At 48.8% G+C, this 17,895-nt stretch carries 14 protein-coding genes; 4 read left to right on the top strand and 10 right to left on the bottom strand.

Going from position 1 to position 17,895, the window contains the following annotated elements; translation table 11 throughout:
• Positions 1 to 112: 112 nt before the first annotated feature.
• Positions 113 to 1,300: a hypothetical protein gene (locus LLG46_09555; protein ID MCE5323543.1), complete on the bottom strand. Its 1,188-nt coding sequence runs from the start codon at positions 1,298 to 1,300 to the stop codon at positions 113 to 115.
• Positions 1,301 to 1,831: 531 nt separating this feature from the next.
• Between LLG46_09555 and LLG46_09550 the strand changes: the two genes are divergently transcribed.
• Positions 1,832 to 2,608 (top strand): DUF1638 domain-containing protein, encoded by a 777-nt coding sequence (locus tag LLG46_09550; GenBank protein ID MCE5323542.1) that lies wholly within the window; start codon positions 1,832 to 1,834, stop codon positions 2,606 to 2,608.
• A gap of 30 nt (positions 2,609 to 2,638) precedes the next feature.
• Here LLG46_09550 and LLG46_09545 read toward each other — a convergent pair whose 3' ends face one another.
• Positions 2,639 to 4,315, bottom strand: a complete 1,677-nt coding sequence (locus tag LLG46_09545) for a sensor histidine kinase (GenBank protein ID MCE5323541.1) — start codon at positions 4,313 to 4,315, stop codon at positions 2,639 to 2,641.
• Between the two features lie 3 nt (positions 4,316 to 4,318).
• Positions 4,319 to 4,999, bottom strand: a complete 681-nt coding sequence (locus tag LLG46_09540) for a response regulator transcription factor (protein MCE5323540.1) — start codon at positions 4,997 to 4,999, stop codon at positions 4,319 to 4,321.
• A 326-nt stretch (positions 5,000 to 5,325) separates the two neighbouring features.
• On the opposite strand from LLG46_09540, the gene LLG46_09535 reads away from it, so the two are divergent.
• The gene (locus LLG46_09535; GenBank protein ID MCE5323539.1) at positions 5,326 to 6,093 is read left to right on the top strand and encodes a prepilin-type N-terminal cleavage/methylation domain-containing protein; all 768 of its coding nucleotides are present in this window, start codon (positions 5,326 to 5,328) and stop codon (positions 6,091 to 6,093) included.
• Here the strand turns inward: LLG46_09535 and LLG46_09530 are convergent.
• The gene (locus tag LLG46_09530; protein MCE5323538.1) at positions 6,079 to 6,375 is read right to left on the bottom strand and encodes a hypothetical protein; all 297 of its coding nucleotides are present in this window, start codon (positions 6,373 to 6,375) and stop codon (positions 6,079 to 6,081) included. The two genes, LLG46_09535 and LLG46_09530, sit on opposite strands and share 15 nt — an antisense overlap.
• A 154-nt stretch (positions 6,376 to 6,529) precedes the next feature.
• On the opposite strand from LLG46_09530, the gene LLG46_09525 reads away from it, so the two are divergent.
• Complete coding sequence (locus LLG46_09525; GenBank protein ID MCE5323537.1) at positions 6,530 to 6,892, top strand: DUF5658 family protein; 363 nt, start codon at positions 6,530 to 6,532, stop codon at positions 6,890 to 6,892.
• Between the two features lie 21 nt (positions 6,893 to 6,913).
• Here the strand turns inward: LLG46_09525 and LLG46_09520 are convergent, their stop codons facing one another.
• The 5 genes from LLG46_09520 to iorA form a co-directional block, all read right to left on the bottom strand.
• Entirely contained in the window at positions 6,914 to 7,909 is a 996-nt protein-coding gene (locus LLG46_09520; GenBank protein ID MCE5323536.1) for an NAD-dependent epimerase/dehydratase family protein, read from the bottom strand.
• Between the two features lie 31 nt (positions 7,910 to 7,940).
• Positions 7,941 to 8,951 carry an adenosyl-hopene transferase HpnH gene (hpnH, locus tag LLG46_09515; protein MCE5323535.1) on the bottom strand — a complete coding sequence of 337 codons (1,011 nt, stop codon included), beginning with the start codon at positions 8,949 to 8,951 and terminating at the stop codon, positions 7,941 to 7,943.
• Between the two features lie 107 nt (positions 8,952 to 9,058).
• A complete protein-coding gene (gene shc / locus LLG46_09510; protein ID MCE5323534.1) occupies positions 9,059 to 10,969 on the bottom strand; it encodes a squalene--hopene cyclase in 1,911 nt (636 codons plus the stop codon).
• Between the two features lie 382 nt (positions 10,970 to 11,351).
• Positions 11,352 to 11,939, bottom strand: coding sequence for an indolepyruvate oxidoreductase subunit beta (locus LLG46_09505; protein MCE5323533.1), 588 nt, complete (start codon positions 11,937 to 11,939; stop codon positions 11,352 to 11,354).
• The gene (gene iorA, locus LLG46_09500) at positions 11,939 to 13,720 is read right to left on the bottom strand and encodes an indolepyruvate ferredoxin oxidoreductase subunit alpha (GenBank protein ID MCE5323532.1); all 1,782 of its coding nucleotides are present in this window, start codon (positions 13,718 to 13,720) and stop codon (positions 11,939 to 11,941) included. The genes LLG46_09505 and iorA overlap by 1 nt, the downstream gene beginning before the upstream one ends.
• Before the next feature lie 221 nt (positions 13,721 to 13,941).
• Between iorA and LLG46_09495 the strand changes: the two genes are divergently transcribed.
• Positions 13,942 to 14,202 (top strand): helix-turn-helix transcriptional regulator, encoded by a 261-nt coding sequence (locus LLG46_09495; GenBank protein ID MCE5323531.1) that lies wholly within the window; start codon positions 13,942 to 13,944, stop codon positions 14,200 to 14,202.
• Between the two features lie 28 nt (positions 14,203 to 14,230).
• Here LLG46_09495 and LLG46_09490 read toward each other — a convergent pair whose 3' ends face one another.
• Positions 14,231 to 17,734, bottom strand: coding sequence for an efflux RND transporter permease subunit (locus LLG46_09490; GenBank protein MCE5323530.1), 3,504 nt, complete (start codon positions 17,732 to 17,734; stop codon positions 14,231 to 14,233).
• Positions 17,735 to 17,895: the final 161 nt, after the last annotated feature.

The raw sequence follows: 17,895 nt of genomic DNA, 5'->3' as shown, positions 1-17,895 counted from the left end.
AAGTGGGGCGCGAAGACTTCGCGCCCCATATTTTGTCTAGCCCGGATTATGCGCTTACCGCATAATCCGGGTCTCTGAGAGCATTATTCACGTTCCTCGCGAATAATGCGGGCTAGCGCTTAAAGATTCTCTTTGCGCGGTTTATTACATTGTCTGTCTTTTCGATCTTGTCGAGAGCCTCGTCTGCCTGATCGACAACATCAGCGGAATCATCGTTTTCTACCTCTTCTTCTTCGCCCACATCGTCTTTCTTCACTTTGGCCTCGTCCGGCTCATCGGATTCATCGTCATCTTCCATCTGCATCGCCGCGCCAAGTGTCATGGTGGCAGTGGAGCGAATAACCACATTAGCCTCTATACCGTTTCTGTCCTGAATCTTGTCGGCTCCGAATGCGATTATCGCCAACATGGGTGACTCTTTTCCACTGAAAACCCCTGCAGGAATGCAGCAGGACGTGGCATCGCCGGGGAGTAGAATTCCCTTTTTGACATAGTCGTCGAGGTCCGACTTCTTGATTGCTTTATACTGCAAGTCCATCGGAAAATCAGGGCTGGAACTGGATGTCCACGTCACTATCTCATTGCCTGACGAGGCAAACGCCATCAGCAGATATGCTTTGGCATTCGCCACGGCTTTCCATTTGATCGGGATGGCTTTTGTGACATCAGCACCCTTTTTACCGGGCTCCATAATCTCTATCGCCTCAAGAAAATCCTGAGTGCCTTTGAGCATCACCTTCGTCTGGCCACAGAAGTTGGTGGTCAGATCATAGTCACCGGGAGCGGCGGCAGCATCTTTAGCTATTCCTTTGAAATCGCCATTAGGCCAATAAGCATGCGTGTTATCTTTATCGATGATGCGACTCGTCGCAGATGTCTTTAGTTTGCCTGACTTGAATGATTGTTGTGAGATCATACCCATTGATTTGGTGTCGAGTATCTTTGGTTGGCCGTCCGGTATGGACTGCCCGCAGCCCCAATAGGTCTTCATCTTCATATCGCCGGACTTATCTGCTGTAGACTCATCTTCTGAAAACGACTCTTGAGACGTTGTTGATTTCTCAGGAATGTCGATCTTCAAGTCCACTTTTGGACCCAGTTTCAGACCCTCAGGAATAGCACACTCTGCCTTATAACTCTCCTGCGGTTTCTGATCGCTGGTCAAGTCCATGGTGATCGTTCTTGTAGGCGCACTCATGTCGGGCATATTCATACCAGGTATCTTTGCCAACCCCGACATTCCGGGCATAAACATCCGTGCGGTTGTGATGGTGATTACAAACAATACTTTTGGGTCCATAAGCATATCCTCCTCAACAGATCTATTGTCAGTTACATCCAGTGGGGGTTCTCCTCCCATGCTAAATGGCTGAACCATTTTACCATGCTTTCACGTAGGTTGCGGGAGAGTAATGATTCGGTTCTGCAGAAGAATTCCTTGCCCAAGCAGGACTGATAAAGTATACTCAAGTATTATATATGTAATGCAGGGGTGTATTAATTGAGTTTCGGCGCTCGAGTCAGTATTGCGATCATTCTTATACTTACGGCAGCGGTATGCTTTTTTGCAGCAACATTTCATTTTTTACGTAATGGTTGGATACTTCCGCTGATCGGCGTTTTATGTCTTTTTTCAGCTCTTGCTTGCTTCCATGGCAAGCATAGTTCTATTGTCAACAGGATCATAGGTACTGCAATTTTCGCAATATGTGTGATTTATATCGCAAACGAAATAATCCATCGCAATTTTATATCCTCATCACAAACAGAGCCATCGCTGCTAAATGCGATGCAGTGTTTTTTATGCTGGGGTTTGCCTGCAGCCTATGTTATGGTTTTTGGCAAAATACCATTTTCGTTCAAAAGCGCAAAACGTAAGATTAAAATCATTGCCTGTGAGGCTCTCAGCTATGAGATCAAACAGGCGGCAGCCAAGAGTCGGCATGAAACAGATATCGAGCTTCTTGCTTTCGGGCTGCACAACACTCCCGATGAACTCAGAGACACCATTCAATCTCAAATTGATGAATGTGAAGATCAGGACTATGAGCTGATTGCTCTGGGTTACGGACTGTGCAGTCGCGGAACAGCAGATATTGTCGCGCGATCCATCCCCATAATAATTCCCCGTGCTCATGACTGCATTACTCTATTTCTGGGTTCGCGTGAACGCTATAACAAGGAGTTTGCAGCTCATCCCGGCACATATTATTACAGCCCCGGTTGGATAGACTTCAAGGAAGGCGATGTGCAGCAGGGGTTTATAGACGATGTTCATGAGCGTAACTATCAGGAGAAATACAGACAATACTTAGAAAAATACGGCGAGGAAAACGCCAAATATTTGATCGAACAGGAGCAGCAGTGGTATCAACATTACACACGGGCCACTTTCATCAACATGGGGCTGGGAGACATAGAAGCATATCGCAAATTTACGCATGAAATCGCCGACAGCCATAACTGGGAATACGCTGAGATTGAAGGAAGCATGTCTCTTATCGAAAGGCTGGTCAACTTACAGTGGGATGAAGATGACTTTTTATATGTGGAACCTGGTCACAAGATAGCTGAGTCTTTCGACGAAGATATAATCAGGGAAGACTAAAAGATGAGTAATTGTTGTAATGCGGCTTGGTCAGATAGTGAGCGTGGCGGTGGCAATAGTGCCTTTTCCCGGCTCGCTTGTAATTACAAGGCTGCCGCGCGACTGCCGAGTGCGTTCTTCGACTCCCACCAGTCCTAAATGCCCTTCAGACGCTTTCTCAGCCCGGACACGTGGGACATCGAAACCTTTGCCGTCATCCTCGACTTCGATATACAACTTTTCTTCCTGCATATAAACACGGACTTCGACATGCTCAGCGCCTGAATGAGCCGCGGCATTGTTCAGCAGCTCCCGTGCGACCTGGAATGCCGCAAGAGCAACGTTTGGCGGCATTACCTCATCCGGAAGATGAATATCGAGGTGAGTTTTGAAACCGCCCTTAGCTGCTGCATCTGCAGACGCTCGTTCTATCGCCTGCCTAAAGCGACTCGGCTCCGGTCCCATCAGTCTCAACTCTGAAAGATAAACTCTAACCTCGGCCAGACCACGAGTGGCAATCTGGTGGATTTTATCGATTCCCTCAATTGCCCTGCCGGAATCTTTCTGAACAAGTATCTTGCATCTTTCCAGATGAAGTTTAATGGCGGCAAGTGTTTGCAGAAAATTATCATGCAGGTCTCGCGCGATCCTCAGGCGTTCTTCAGAGGCTGCCGCTTCGCGCAGGCGTTCCCACAATAGAGCATTTTCCACAACCGGTGCAGCCTGCGTTGCTATTAGTTCCAGTATCTGCAAGTCGGACGAGACCATGGGTTTATCCTTACGGTTGGCGGCATAGACAACACCCACCGGCACACTTCTAACCATCATAGGCGCTGCTGCGAGATGTCTTAAACCCAGCTTTGCCGATACTCCGGTGGGCAGGGAGGTGTCCTTTGAAAGGTTATTGGATAATATGGGCCGCTGCTCCCTTAGGACAGCCTCCACATTCCATTCATCTCCGCTTTCGCGGAAGGTGGAAAGCAGCACTGGGTCTGCACCCATGGAACGCAGGCCGATTGCTTCCGAACCGTCCGATCCTCTCTTCGCAGGCAAAAACCATGCCTTCTCGACGTTAAGCAGCGCCTTAACTTGTGACAGCAGGTAGCCTATGATCTCTGATGATGTCGCCATACCGGCAAGTTCTGCACGAAACTCGTTGACAACCGACAGGCTGGCTTGGTAATTGATCTGCCTTTCGGATATTTGTCCAAACATAAATCCCAGCACAAGTAAAAAACAGGTAAAACCCAGCACAGCAGGGACGATGACTGTAAATGATCCCGAAGCTATTGAAACAACCCCAACAAATGATACAATGCATGCTGCAAGAGCCAGAATGGCATACTGGCGGCCATATCGCGTGGATACACTCACAATGTAAAACAAATACCAGAGGTAGAAAGGAATGCTCGTTCCGGCAGTCATACGAATAAGAAATGCAATTAAAATAACCTCGAAAATGCTGGTTGCTAGCATCACCTCTTTAAGCAGGTCGGGACGCAACTTGAGCAATAACCAGGCGAGGATGCTGTATACAAGAAAAACTGCGGTGAGGATAATTACCCAGTCGAGTGAAATCAGACGATCTTCAGGGTTCGGTCCCTGATCGATATATATCTTGAGCAGCAACAGAGACGTTGTAACAGACAGCAAAATCCTGATGATTGATTGCTGTCGTTCAACCGACAACCTCTCCAGTTTGAGACTGTAGACTCCTCCGGCTTTCATAAACTAAGCCTGTACAACCCCGCTGCGAATTGCGAACCTTACGGCTTCGGAACGCGTTGACAGACCCAGTTTCTCCAATATCCGGCTGACATGCACCTTTGCTGTGTGTTCGCTTATGAACAACTGGTCTGCAATTTCCATATTTGTTTTGGCTTCGCCAAGAAGTTTGAGCACTTCAATCTCACGTGCAGTAAGCAGCGAAAGTTTGGCTGAATCTCCCCCATTTGATTTTTTTGCCATACCTCTAAACAGCTTTTCTGTCAAATCGGTGGGCAGCCAACACCCACCCTTTGCAACTGTGTGGATTGCGTCCACAAGCTGGTTGGAAGCTGCATCTTTCAGTAAATAGCCCTGCGCCCCACTCTTTATGCACCGTGCCAGAAGCTCGTCATCATCGGCGCCGGTGAGCACGATAACTTTTGTCGGCAGAGCCTGTGCAGCCAACGCTTCCAAAACCTCGACACCGCCCATCTCAGGCATAATCAGGTCCAACAGCATTATTTGAGGTTGCAACTCCTTGGCTTTGGCAACTGCTTCCGCACCATTGGTGGCTTCATCTACAATCACCAAGTCATCATATTCCTCCAACAGGCCGCGGAGTCCTTCTCTCAAAATGCCGTGATCATCGGCTATAAGAACTGTTACGCTTTCTTGTGTCTGCTGCCGTGCCACGGGTGTGTCCACTTTCTTGCCTCCATAGCTACTTGACTTGAGCACAAGTTGTGCTAAAATGCTGATTATGCTGTAGCAAAGTATTTACGCAATGCTAGTCATGTATTACTTAGGTATGCAGGAATCATATACCTGCTTGAGCATTTCGTCAAGGCCGCACAATATTAAATTTCTAGTTCTTTGGCATTACTTCCTCGTAATACACCGGAACTAGCAAACCTAAAACGTTCGACCAATTGCACGGTTGACAATTATAGTGTAGAATACCGACTAGTGGGCAATTATGTCCGGTCATGCCCACAGTGGATTTTGTCGCCTGCAAAATGGAGTCGCATTCAATGATGAAAATTCGCGGCTATACTTTGGTGGAGCTGCTGGTGGTAATAGCGATCATCGCTATTCTTGCCGCCATGATTGCCCCTGTACTGCTGCAGGCAAAAGAAGCCGCCAAAATGCGCACGTGTGCATCCAATCTAAAGCAGCTTGGTGCAGCGATTACCTGCTATATGGATGATAACTCGGGCTATGGCCTTCCGCAGTCACCCGAATTATATAGAAACCCTTGGGTCTTGTTTGTGAAACCTCTGATTCCTAGATATGTTCCAGCTCAACCGGAACCTGGTGAGATGCCCGATTCTCCTGGTCATGAGCAGTACCCATGTGATAGGATGCCAAAACGTCTCTGGGTATGCTATGGGGATATTCTCAAGGGGACCGGCGAAGCGGATCTGGACAAGCCCTATTGGTACAACTTCGGCTCCAGTTATATGTATCCAGGCCCTACCGCATATCTACCTGGGAGCAACTATTTGGATAAATCAGAGACACAGCCATGTCCTTATAAACCTTGTGAGTGGCTCAATCACAGGCGTGATATTCTCCTGGCCGATTACTGGTTTGATTTCCATGGTGGGAGTCGAGTTCCCAAAAAATCGTGGACTGATCTGACTCCCCAAAGCTGGGTTAACATCAGGGACACCAAGAGTATTAATATGCTATTCCTTGATTTACATGTCATTACATGCACCGCAGTGGAACGTGAAGAGTACATAAAATACACTGTTGAAACTGATAATCCTCATTTCAAGCCTTCAATGGAACATTGAGGCAGTGCTGGCTGTCCTTACTCCTGAATTGTTCTTTGTTTTGCCTATTAGTTCTGTGTGGCCGGGAAAAGATAAGTTTCTGCCTGAGACTATTCTGACATTATTCCTACTTATGCTCTGCGGCGGTGCGTTGGAGAAATTCCAGGGGCTGGTAATTGTGTTTGCATCTCTTTTTCCCGGACCTGCATATACCTGTATCAAAGCAAAAAGACATACAAGCATTACTGCCGCAGCCAATGTCAAAAAAGCAATTCCAGCTTTTCGCCCGTGTATCTTGAGCATCTCAAGTGCCCCCACTTGCAACCAGTGATTGAACAACAAAACCAGTATGTCAGTTTTTCAGCACCTCCAAACATGTTGCCTGATGACAGATAAACTCATAGTGCGAACGCATAAATAACGGGAATAACTACCATGAGTGATCTGGAGTGGGGTTATGACAATTACAAAAGAGAGCATAGTACTGATTGCCATTTGTGCGTTTGATTTGGTGGCAACGCTACTATTTATAAATACAAACAAAGCATCAGAAGGCAACCCGATAATGTCGTTCTATCTGAAATATGGCATAGGCACATTCATAATGATGAAGCTTCTGCTAATATTTCTGCCTGTGTTTCTTTTTGAATGGTCGCGTCAGTTCAAACCACAGTTTGTAAAGTTTATGCTCCGTGCGACCATCGCAATGTATGTCACAATTTATCTACTGTTATTTTTGACGATAAATGTCGGGGCAGGCAGTAAGGATGGCATTGGTCCGGGACCCATAGAGACAAGCCGGATAGCAAAGGCAAAGTAGAGATTTTTCGTTGGGAGTATGCTAAGGCTTTTCCATATAGCCATGAGTCGAAAACCACTCGACTGATGCGGCCAGTGCATCCTCAACCGGGTTTTGTGGGAGCCCGAGTTCTGCGGCGGCACGGTTTGATGAGAAAAACATCCTCTTGCGTGCCATCAGCGCTCCTTCTATGGGTATATCGGGAGCTCTGCCGAGCATCCCGCAATAAGCAGTATTGCAGACAGCGGCGGTTAGTGCGACCCAATGTGGTATGTGCATGGATGGAGGCGTGCGATCAGTGACATCGGCGAGGATATCGAAAATCTGTTTGAGGGTAAGATTTCTATTGCCCAGTATATATTTTCTTCCAGTGACGCCTTTTTCAGCAGCCAGAAGGTGACCTTCAGCGACATCATCGACGGATATAATGTTCAGGCCGGTATCCACATATGCCCTCATCTTACCCTTCATAAAGTCAAGGATCATCTTGCCGGTAGGTGTCGGTTTCACATCACCAGGGCCGACAGGAGTGCTCGGGTTTACGATCACTATGTTCAGCCCTTTGCCCGCATATTCAAGGGCAACTCGTTCAGCGTCATACTTGGACTTTTTGTAATGACCAACAAGCTCTTCGCGAGTGACCGGTGTATCTTCATCTCCTTGTGAGCCATCTTTTGGAACTCCAAGGCATCCGACCGTACTGGTGTAGACGACTCTGCCCACTCCTCTGCGTAGCGCCGCTTCCAATACATTGAGCGTGCCGCCGAGGTTGTTGTAATAAATCTCACGTGGGTCCGGCGCCCACAACCGATAGTCTGCTGCAATATGATATACTTCGTCTGCTCCGGCCGTCGCCGCATAGACTGAATCGAAGTCTGTGATGTCACCCACATACTTTTCTACGTCAAGACCCTTGAGCAGTGTCGGGTTGCCATATGGCCTGACAAGTGCGATAACGCGATTGCCGCGCTCGATCAGTTTTCTGATCACATGCGCGCCTATAAATCCTGTCCCACCTGTCACAAATACTCTTTTCATACGCTCCCAGCCAAATACTCAATCCCAAATACTAAATATTAAATCCAAGGCTCCATTTGGCCATTTTCCACAAATCTCCCGGCTGTCTGTTGATCATAAGGGCTGCGGTAGGCTCGAAACCACAGTGAACCATGCAATTCTTGCAGCGCGGGTCCCTGCCGACTCCATATGAGTCCCAGTCGGTTTTTTCGATAAGGTCCTTATAGTGCGAGAAGTGCTGATCTGCAACAAGATAACACGGTGAACGCCATCCAGCAATATTGCGGGTTGGGTTGCCCCAGGCAGTGCACTCAAGCTCGCGGTGGCCTTTCAGATATTCCAAGTAAATCGGGGAGTCAGCAAGGCGGTGGCGAGAGGCCAGATAGTCGATATCTTTGAATTTCTCATGAACGGCACTGCGGTCCATAAATTGTTCTTGAGATTCCACCGAATCATAGGAATATGCCGGAGAGAGCATAAATGTGCTGACCCCGGCGCGAGCGAGTTTGTCCATCAGCAAGTTTATCTGGCTCATATCGGTCTGCCTGCAAACTGTAGTGTTTACAGTGACCTGAAAACCCCTGTGTGACGCTTCTAATATTCCCTTAAATGCCTCTTCAAATGCGCCTTCTTTCTCGACGATATGGTCATGCACATCGGGTGGACCATCAATGTGCACATTTATCTGCAGCCGCCGTGATGGACGCAGGCTGCCGATTACCGAAGCCAGCCGCACTCCATTTGTGCACAGGTAGATATATTTGCCCATATCCATCAATGACCCTACAAGATCGACTATTCGCGGATATATAAGCGGTTCACCGCCGCATATGGATACTATTGGCGCCGGGCATTCGTCTGCCGACCCCAGACATTCATCCAGGCTCATCATCTCTGATGCAAGCCCCTTATACTCACGGATTCGCCCACAAGTCGAGCATGTCAGATTGCATGCAAACAGCGGTTCAAGCATCAAAACGAGGGGTATGAACTTTTCGCGCATCAGGCGCTTGCGAATAATATATGCTGCCAGTGAAGTCGACAGCCCGATTGGAAATCTCATAAGCTTCAATCTCCAAGAACAAGGTATTAACCACGAAAGCACGAGATCCGAAAAGAGAATCATCTAAATCTCGTGTTTTTACTCTTTCGTAATTTAGTGAGAAAAAATCATTTCGCAGACTTGTACATACCCAAAGCCATCAGCGGGAATGAGTGCCGATAGAGGTGATATCGCAAATAGAACACCTTTGGAAACCCCGCACCGGTGAAAGGCTTTTCGTCCCAGGTGCCCTGCTCGTTCTGTGTTCGGATCAGATAGTCAACACCTCTTTGCACTGCTTCCTTGTCGGTTCTGCCGGCGCATATCAGACCCATCAAAGCCCACGCGGTCTGTGAAGCCGTGCTTTCTCCCTGATTCTTGAATGATGGGTCATAGTATGAGAAACATGTCTCGCCCCAGCCGCCGTCTTCATGCTGGACGCTTTCGAGCCAGTCGGCTGCCCGGCTGATCATATAGTCGTGAGGATCTATACCTGTTCTGGTAAGCCCTCTTATTGCCTGCCAGGTGCCGTAAATATAATTTACGCCCCAGCGGCCGTACCATGAGCCGTCCGACTCCTGCTCATGGCGAAGAAAGTCGATGGCTCTGCTTACTATTGGGCTGTCTTTATCAAAGCCGTAAAAGGAAAGCATCTCAATGATACGAGCAGTGATATCGCTGGTGGATGGGTCAAGCATGGCGTTGTGGTCAGCAAAAGGAATGCTGTTGAAGACTCTCTTGTTATTGTCCACATCAAAAGAAGCCCATCCGCCGTCTTTGCCTTGCATGCCCAGCAGCCAAGATAGACCACGACGGATTGCGCCATCCATACCGTCGATGTCACCAAGTTTTTTCAATGCTATAAGCACCATGGCTGTGTCGTCTATATCGGGATAATACTCATTGGCAAACTCAAAATACCATCCGCCCGGTACCAGATCAGGACGCTTGACCTGCCAGTCTCCCTTCAGCTTCACCTCTTTTGATAATATCCATTCGGCTGCTCTCTTGATTGCCGGATGATCCGGTTCAACTCCTGCGTCGACAAGCGCATTGATAGCTATGGCGCTGTCCCATACAGGTGACGAGCATGGCTGCAGCCGCAGTGTATTGTCTTCCTCGATCTCAAGCCTGCGCAGTTCTTCCATTGCGCGCTCGACCTGGGGGTGCGAGTCTTCATATCCCAACGCCCGCAAAGATATGAGCGAATAGACAATAGGGGGATATATGGCTCCAAGCCCAGCGCTGTGGTCCAGATGATCGAGCATCCATTGCTCTGCCAGTCTTACGCCTTTTTCTCGCCATGGCAGAAAGCCTATCTTTTCTGCAATTTTTATAGCGCTGTCAACGGTGTAGAAGAAGCGTCTCCATGTGAAGAGACCGCCCTTCTGCAGTTTGCGTTTTTTGTGCTCAGGCTTTATCAGTTCATGCATTCCGCGCGAGTGGTCGATGTGGGCAGTGAGTTTGCGTGCCCAGATTATGGTCAGCGGCACCACGAATGTTCTCGACCAGGATGAGATTTCATATATGTTGAAGTAGAACCGGTTCGGCAAAAGCATCAGCTCTGCAGGGACGGCAGGGACGTCATTCCAGGGTATCTGGCCCATCATTGCAAGATAGAAACGAGTGTAGCTGTTGGTTGCATACACGCCGCCTGCATTCTCAATTGCTTCACGAGCCTTGAGCATATATTCTTCTTCACCTGTGGCGCCGGTCAGTTTGAGTGCAAAGTATGCTTTGACCGAAGAAGATATGTCCACTGGTCCGCCGGGAAAAAGAGACCACCCGCCGCACTCCATCTGTTTTTCGCAAATATATGCTGCCGCCTTTTTGAGCTTGACTTCGTCACCGCGCCCGAGAAATCGCATAAGTATTATGTATTCGGACTCCAGGATAGTGTCGCCTTCAAGTTCGCCTACCCAGCATCCATCCTTGTGCTGGGTGCCAATCAGGTAGTCGATCGCCTTACCAACAGCGGAGTTAAGTGCTGTGGAGGAAGTAGAATGGTAGTCTAGTAATCGCTCAACCCTTGTATCCATAAGCCTCACCGATTTTATCTTCCCAGGTAAAATCCCGGATGTTTTTGTTAATCAGCGTTGTTTTACCCTGGTTTTGTCATGACTAACAATCTTTCAAACAATTGAGAAACTGACTCACCTGCTGCAAACTTTTTGCCGATTTCTTTTCATTCTTGAGGCGTCATATAGACGAATGCGGGGAATAAAGCGGTTGGCTGCTGTAAGGCCGTCTGATTGAATTGGCCCGACGTTTCAGGCGTGCTGGAGAGCATCCGGGGCTACCGAGGACATGCATCCCAAGATCCCACCCGACTTGTCAGGTCGGCCCACTTCTGGGATGAAATCAAACAGCCGTCGAGCGTTATAGTCGACGGCTGAAATTTCCCTTGACACTGACAGGTATCTATTTGCAAGAGATTGCACTTCGACCTGCGTCATATGCATTCAGGTTCAAATCCAGGAATTTCGGCTTCACGAGCTGCCTGATAGACTCTCGCCAGATATCATCCGAGATATCGGTGTGATTGGCCAAAGCCCCGATCATTACGACGTTTACAGCGCGGATATTACCCAGACTGCGCGCAATATCCAGAGCCGGAATTAGCTCCAACTTTGAAAAAGTGGATTTGAGCTTGCCGTCCAGGTCATCCGGCCATTGAGACTGTCCGCTTGAGACGGTCACCGGTCGTATCTCCTGATCGTTGACCAGCGCTATGCCGTCAGGCGAAAGATAGTGAGCAAAGCGCAGCGCTTCCACTTTTTCAAATGAGAGCAGAATATCGGTCTCGCCGACAGCGATCATTGGTGAGTGAACACTTGTGCCTACTCTCACCTGGCTGACGACGCTCCCACCTCGCTGTGCCATGCCATGAACCTCATTTTTCTTGACATCTTTGCCGGTAAGCAGCGCGACCTGGCAAAGAATATTGCTCGCCAGCAGTGTTCCCTGTCCGCCTACGCCGACAAGGGATATGTTCAGGATGTCTCCCATTAGAGTGTGACCTCCTTTATTGCATCAAACTTACAAACCTGCGCACATAATCCGCAGCCTACACACAATACCGGATTTATTCGAGCCTTGCGTTTCGATTCAATATTTTCAGGATCGGCAAGTTCTATTGCCGGACATCCCAATTTCAAGCAGGCCCCGCACGCTTTGCATGCCTGCGGGTCAACACTAAACTGCCTGACTGTCTTTATCTTTGCGCCGAGAATACATGGACGCTTGCTGATAATGACAGATGATTCATCTGCGTCGAGTTCCTCTTTGAGCACATTATAGGTTTCTTCAAGATCGTATGGGTCGATTGTTTTTACACGCTTGACCCCGATACCCCTTGCGACAGCCTCAATGCTGGTCTCGGTCGTTTCATCGCCCATAAGAGTGCGTCCGGTGCCTGGATTGTCCTGGTGACCGGTCATAGCCGTAGTGCGGTTGTCGAGCACCACAACCGTGCTGGTGCCGCGATTATAGACCACATTGAGCAGGCCGGTGATGCCGGAATGGAAGAATGTGCTGTCTCCAAGCACTGCAGCGATTCTACCTTGCTGGCGGGCTTTTTGCAGTCCATGAGCATTGCCCACGCTCGCGCCCATGCACACGGTTGTGTCCATCGCCGAAAGCGGAGCAAAAGCGCCGAGGCTGTAGCAGCCTATATCACCCGTCACGAGTGCTTTTAGTTTATTTAGAGCATAGAACACGCCTCTGTGAGAACATCCGGGGCAGAGCACCGGCGGACGCGCAGGAAGATCACCGATGGCTTCGGCAGGTTTTATCGGCTGTTTTCCATATGCTTCCGCAGCAAGAGCCTTAAGCCTGTCGGGGTTCAGTTCACCGATCCTGAGGCTGACCTTCGGCTGCTCGACCTTGATTCCCATCGCAAGGATTTGTTCCTCCAGATATGGGTCGCCCTCTTCCACGACATATAGTTTCTCAACCGATGCGGCAAAATCGCCAATGAGCGGCTTTGGGATCGGGAATGTCATACCGAGCTTCAGAATTGATGCATCAGGAAACGCATCACGTACATACTGATATCCTATCCCGGAGGTAATGATGCCTATCTTATTATCGCCGCGTTCGAGTCTCTGGAATTTACTCTTCTCGGAATACTCGGCAAGAGCATTGAGCTTCTCTTCAAGCGCAACTCTCATCTTTCGCGCAAAGAGAGGCACCGGCATAGTCCGCGAGATGTCCTTTTCATACTTAAGACCGCCATGCGGCTTTCTATCGAAAGCGCCGAGGTCTACCACACCGGACGAGTGAGAAACACGGGTTGTCGAGCGTATCAAAACGGGTGTCTTGAACTGCTCCGATATGTCAAGGGCAGCCTGGACCATATCATAGCAGTCCTGGCTGTCTGACGGCTCCAACATTGGTATCTTCGCGAACTTTGCGATGTTGCGATTATCCTGCTCGTTTTGCGAAGAGTGCATACCCGGGTCATCGGCAGTGACTACAACCATGCCGCCGTTGGCCCCGAGGTAGGCAAATGTCATAAGCGGGTCCATCGCCACATTTAGACCTACATGTTTCATTGCAGTCAGTGACCTGGCACCGGCAAAGGATGCGCCTATCACAACTTCCATCCCGACTTTTTCGTTGACTGCCCATTCACAGTAAATTTCTTCGAACTTGCTCACGTTCTCAAGAATTTCAGTGCTGGGAGTGCCGGGATAGGCCGATGCAACTCCGACTCCGCCCGCATATGCTCCGTGAGCTATTGCTTCATTTCCAGAAAGAATTTTCTTATTTGTTGCGACATTTTGCATATTAACCACCTTGGCAAGGCGCAAAAAAGCGCGCCGGGTTTACCCAAGCGCTCGATTTGAACAGCTTATACTACCTATTTTATATCACGATGTGCAGTATTAGTGCAACCTCGCCTCCAGACAAAAAAACTTCAAACGTATGTGTAACGGACTCAACTATGGGTATAATCTCATCAAGACATACGGTCGGTGCAATATGATGAGACAGGAGTGAGGTAGTTATGCCATATCTAACAAAGCGCGAATCAGAGATTTTGTATCTGGCCGGCGAAGGTATGTCTGCCCGACAGATTGCCGACATGCTCTTTTGCAGCAGAAGGACTGTAGAATTTCATATGGCAAACCTGTATACCAAGCTGCATGTCTCGAACCGTGTACAGGCGCTCAAACGAGCCGGATCGCTTGGTCTGCTAGACAGCCTGGAATACAGCAGTCCTGGAGTTGCTGAAATCTCAAAACCCTTATTACACTTTGAGAAATGAGACTCCAGCAACCATGGACCATACTAATTTACTGCTCGTCGCTGCCGACCCCGACAGGCTCAAGATCGAGTTCGCCGGTATCTGCTGCATGTTCTTTCTTATGAGACTTTGGAGCGATTATCTTAAGCAGCCCCTGCCATGAGTCATCAACCACTGTGTAGACAACTGGTATGACGATCAGTGTAAGTAGTGTGGAGACGATTAATCCTCCAATAACCGCAATTGCCATTGGAGAACGTGTCTCCGAACCTTGACTCAAAGCCAGAGCCGTCGGTGTCATACCGCCGATCATGGCAAGGGTGGTCATCAGGATAGGTCTGAGCCTGGTCGGACCTGCTTCCAGAAGTGCTTCGTGTCTGTTTTTTCCGCGGCTGCGTACAGTGTTTGTATAGTCAACGAGCAGAATAGCGTTTTTGGTGACCAAGCCCATCAACATTATGATACCGATCATTGATACGATGCTCATAGATTTACCAGTGAGCAGCAGAGCCAGAAGCGCTCCGATCATAGCCTGCGGGAGACTGAACATAATTACAAACGGCGTCAAGAATGACTCAAAGAGCGCTCCCATCAACATATATACCAGCACTATAGCCAGCAAGAGTGCTGAGATCATATATCCAAAGCTCTCAGTCATCATCTTAGTGGAACCACCGGTGCCTATTGATGTGCCGGGAACCAGTGGCGCCTTTTTTAGAGCCATATCGATAGCCTGGTTGACATTGCCCATTTCGGAGCCCTGTGCAATGTTTGCGGTTACGTATATTACCCTCTGTCTGTTTTTGCGTGTGATCTTTGTCGGCGCGTGGTCATATTTGACGTCGGCGACATCACGCAAATAGATGGGTGCTCCATCTTTTGTGGCAACAATCAGGTTGTCTACATCGGATGTCTTGTTTCTTTCCGATTGAACGTAGTGTACGCGGATAGGGTATTCAGTGCCTGAATCTCGCAGTTTGACATCATCGTTGCCATCTATGGCTGTTCTCGCTGCAGTAGCTATTTCTGACACGCTCAACCCCAGTTTTGATGCCTTGAGTTTGTCGACAATGATCCGGCGCTCAGGCATAATGGGTTTATATGACACATCGACGTCAACCGCGCCGGGCACTTTTTCCATAACTGCCGCCACACGGTTGGCCTCTTTGAATATGTCGTCCATATACTGACCCTGAACTTCTTTCTGGATGTTGTTTGTCGGACCGGATACGCCTGTTGAAATAGAAGCACTTATAAGCTCGGCGCCGGGTATGTCCGCTGCTTTTTTATTGATATATTCGACTATAGCCCCTATGGAGCGACTGCGATGGTTCTTGTCTACCACCTTGCCCATAACAAATCCATATTGAGGACCGGTGTCGCTGCTTCCCGTTGCGCCGGAGCCACTGGTTCCCGATGCAGCAAAGTAGAAACCCTTCTGAGTCTCTGTGTGGTGGCTAAACCATGTAGTCGGCTTATACCAGCGAGCATCCGACACCTTATAATGAACAGTTTTCATCTCCGGCATATCGGCCAGTATTTTTTCCACTTGCCGAATCACTCTATCTGTAGCCACAAGCGAAGTGCCTGGGGCGGTCCTTACGGTGACGCTGAACTGACCTTGGTCGACGTTCGGGAAGAAACCGAAGCCAAACGGCAGGTATATCGTCAGAGCAATAACTGCCATAACTATACCAAAACCGAGTGCAATACCCTTGCTTTTGCGGTCTATACCCGCTGCGAATGCTGCCAGTCCCAGGGCAATCAGGGCAATGATAACCCTTGGCGCCATTGTCTTCATGGCTGCAGTTCCTGCCCAGGCTTTGGGCAGCGGCATAACCATCGAAAATACCACCAAAAGAGACACAAAACCTATAACAATGGTCAAAAACCTGTTGTGTAAAGCCCATTCAAGAATGCCCAGATATTTGCGGTCCAAACCCTTCAGAAATCCTTCAAGGATGTTAAAGAGCTTACCGGCCATAACATCGAGCTTGTCCTTGAAAGATGCACTGCCAAGCTCCACACGACGGAGTATATCCTCTTCATCGCGTTCCTTGTCCATCTCGCTCTTCATCCATCTTGAAGCAAGCATAGGTGTTAGAGTAAAGGACATAAACAGCGAGAATGCCGTTGCAACCGCGACCGTGACACCAAACTGTCTGAAGAACTGACCTACGATGCCGCCCATAAATGCAATTGGCAGGAAGACGACTATATCGACCATTGTAATGGCGACGGCCGCTCCGCCAATCTCAGCACGGCCGTTGAGTGCCGCATCTTTGGGTTTCTCTCGCATGCGCAGGTGACGTTCTATGTTTTCCAAAATAACGATGGAGTCGTCGACCAAAATACCTACCACCAGCGAGAGTGCCAGCATGACCATCTGGTTCTGAGTGAACCCGAACGCGCTGACAGGAATATATGTCGCAAAGATGGAAGTCGGGATTGCAATAGCCACAATGAATGTCGCCCTTGCCGTGTGCAAGAACAGGAAGACTATTACAACAACCAGCAAAATGCCTTCCATAAGGCTCTTATTTACATCGTGAAGAGCGTCTTTAACGAATGTTGACTGGTCTATAGCTATGACCGGATGAACCCCCGAAGGCAATTGCGGCTGAAGCTCTGCAAGTTCTTTCTTTATGCCGTCGGCAACATCGACCGTGTTCGCATCAGACTGTTTCTGGATTGCAAAGATGACTGTAGGCTTGCCGTTAAGTCTAATCACTCTCTCTGCTTCGGCGACAGTATCTTTAACTTCTGCGATATCTCCCACTCGGATAGTCATCGCCGGGTTTGAGCCTGAAGCCGCCACATAGATTCGCGTATTCTCAATCTCCTTGGCGCTCTTGTATTCACCGACCGTTCTGACTGAGTAGTCTCTTGGTCCTTCCTTGATTGACCCGGCAGGTACGTTGAGGTTGGAGGCCTTGAGTGCTTCGACAATTTTACCTATGCCGATGCCGTATGCGTCCAGACGGTCTTTATTTACTGCCACTGAGATTTCGCGTTCATCGCCACCAAAAACGTTGACAGACGCTACGCCGCCCACCTTGGCCAGCTTGTCTGCAATGACATCATCGGCTAAAATACGCATCTCTTTTGATGGGAGATTGCCTTCAAGTCCAATAATCATGACAGGGCTTGAAGAGATGTCCAGTTTGACGACTTTTGGATCATCGGCGTCGTCCGGCAGGTTGCTTCTGATCGCTGAGACTTTGTCTCTTACATCTGCTGCTGCAGCCTCGAGGTCCGTACCCATCTCGAATTCCATTATGACGGTTGAGACACCGTCCTGAGACGTCGAAGTGACATTCTTAAGGTTACCGGTTGATGTAACTGCTTTTTCCACAGGCTCGGTGACGAGAGTTTCGATCTCATTTGGACCTGCGCCAGTGTAGATTGTAGTTATTGTAATATACGGAATGTCGACCTTCGGGTTATATTCTTGCGGCATGCGCGACCGAGACTGAATTCCCAGCACGATCAATGCCAACACGAACATAGTTATAAATATAGGCCGCCGTATGGATACATTGGTAAGCCACATAATTTAATATTTCTCCATACACTCTATACACATTGCGTCGAGCATCGCCCAAACGCTAAATACTCATCATATAGCTAAGCAATTTACGCAATGTAAATTGCACGTCTCGGTCTGAATTTCGTATTCAGAACACATATCTCTAGCCCGCAATAATGCTCACA

It is taken from the genome of bacterium (genome assembly GCA_021371935.1).
Classification (GTDB): domain Bacteria; phylum Armatimonadota; class UBA5829; order UBA5829; family UBA5829; genus UBA5829.
Note: the sequence above shows the minus strand (reverse complement) of the source record. Positions and strands in the feature narration are given on the sequence as shown.

What these genes read in the sequence shown, in the direction of transcription:
- LLG46_09555 (MCE5323543.1), bottom strand. Translation starts at nt 1,300, where the DNA reads ATGGACCCAAAAGTATTGTTTGTAATCACCATCACAACCGCACGGATG.
- LLG46_09550 (MCE5323542.1), top strand. Translation starts at nt 1,832, where the DNA reads ATGGTTTTTGGCAAAATACCATTTTCGTTCAAAAGCGCAAAACGTAAG.
- LLG46_09545 (MCE5323541.1), bottom strand. Translation starts at nt 4,315, where the DNA reads ATGAAAGCCGGAGGAGTCTACAGTCTCAAACTGGAGAGGTTGTCGGTT.
- LLG46_09535 (MCE5323539.1), top strand. Translation starts at nt 5,326, where the DNA reads ATGATGAAAATTCGCGGCTATACTTTGGTGGAGCTGCTGGTGGTAATA.
- LLG46_09530 (MCE5323538.1), bottom strand. Translation starts at nt 6,375, where the DNA reads ATGCTCAAGATACACGGGCGAAAAGCTGGAATTGCTTTTTTGACATTG.
- LLG46_09525 (MCE5323537.1), top strand. Translation starts at nt 6,530, where the DNA reads ATGACAATTACAAAAGAGAGCATAGTACTGATTGCCATTTGTGCGTTT.
- LLG46_09520 (MCE5323536.1), bottom strand. Translation starts at nt 7,909, where the DNA reads ATGAAAAGAGTATTTGTGACAGGTGGGACAGGATTTATAGGCGCGCAT.
- hpnH (MCE5323535.1), bottom strand. Translation starts at nt 8,951, where the DNA reads ATGAGATTTCCAATCGGGCTGTCGACTTCACTGGCAGCATATATTATT.
- shc (MCE5323534.1), bottom strand. Translation starts at nt 10,969, where the DNA reads ATGGATACAAGGGTTGAGCGATTACTAGACTACCATTCTACTTCCTCC.
- LLG46_09505 (MCE5323533.1), bottom strand. Translation starts at nt 11,939, where the DNA reads ATGGGAGACATCCTGAACATATCCCTTGTCGGCGTAGGCGGACAGGGA.
- iorA (MCE5323532.1), bottom strand. Translation starts at nt 13,720, where the DNA reads ATGCAAAATGTCGCAACAAATAAGAAAATTCTTTCTGGAAATGAAGCA.
- LLG46_09495 (MCE5323531.1), top strand. Translation starts at nt 13,942, where the DNA reads ATGCCATATCTAACAAAGCGCGAATCAGAGATTTTGTATCTGGCCGGC.
- LLG46_09490 (MCE5323530.1), bottom strand. Translation starts at nt 17,734, where the DNA reads ATGTGGCTTACCAATGTATCCATACGGCGGCCTATATTTATAACTATG.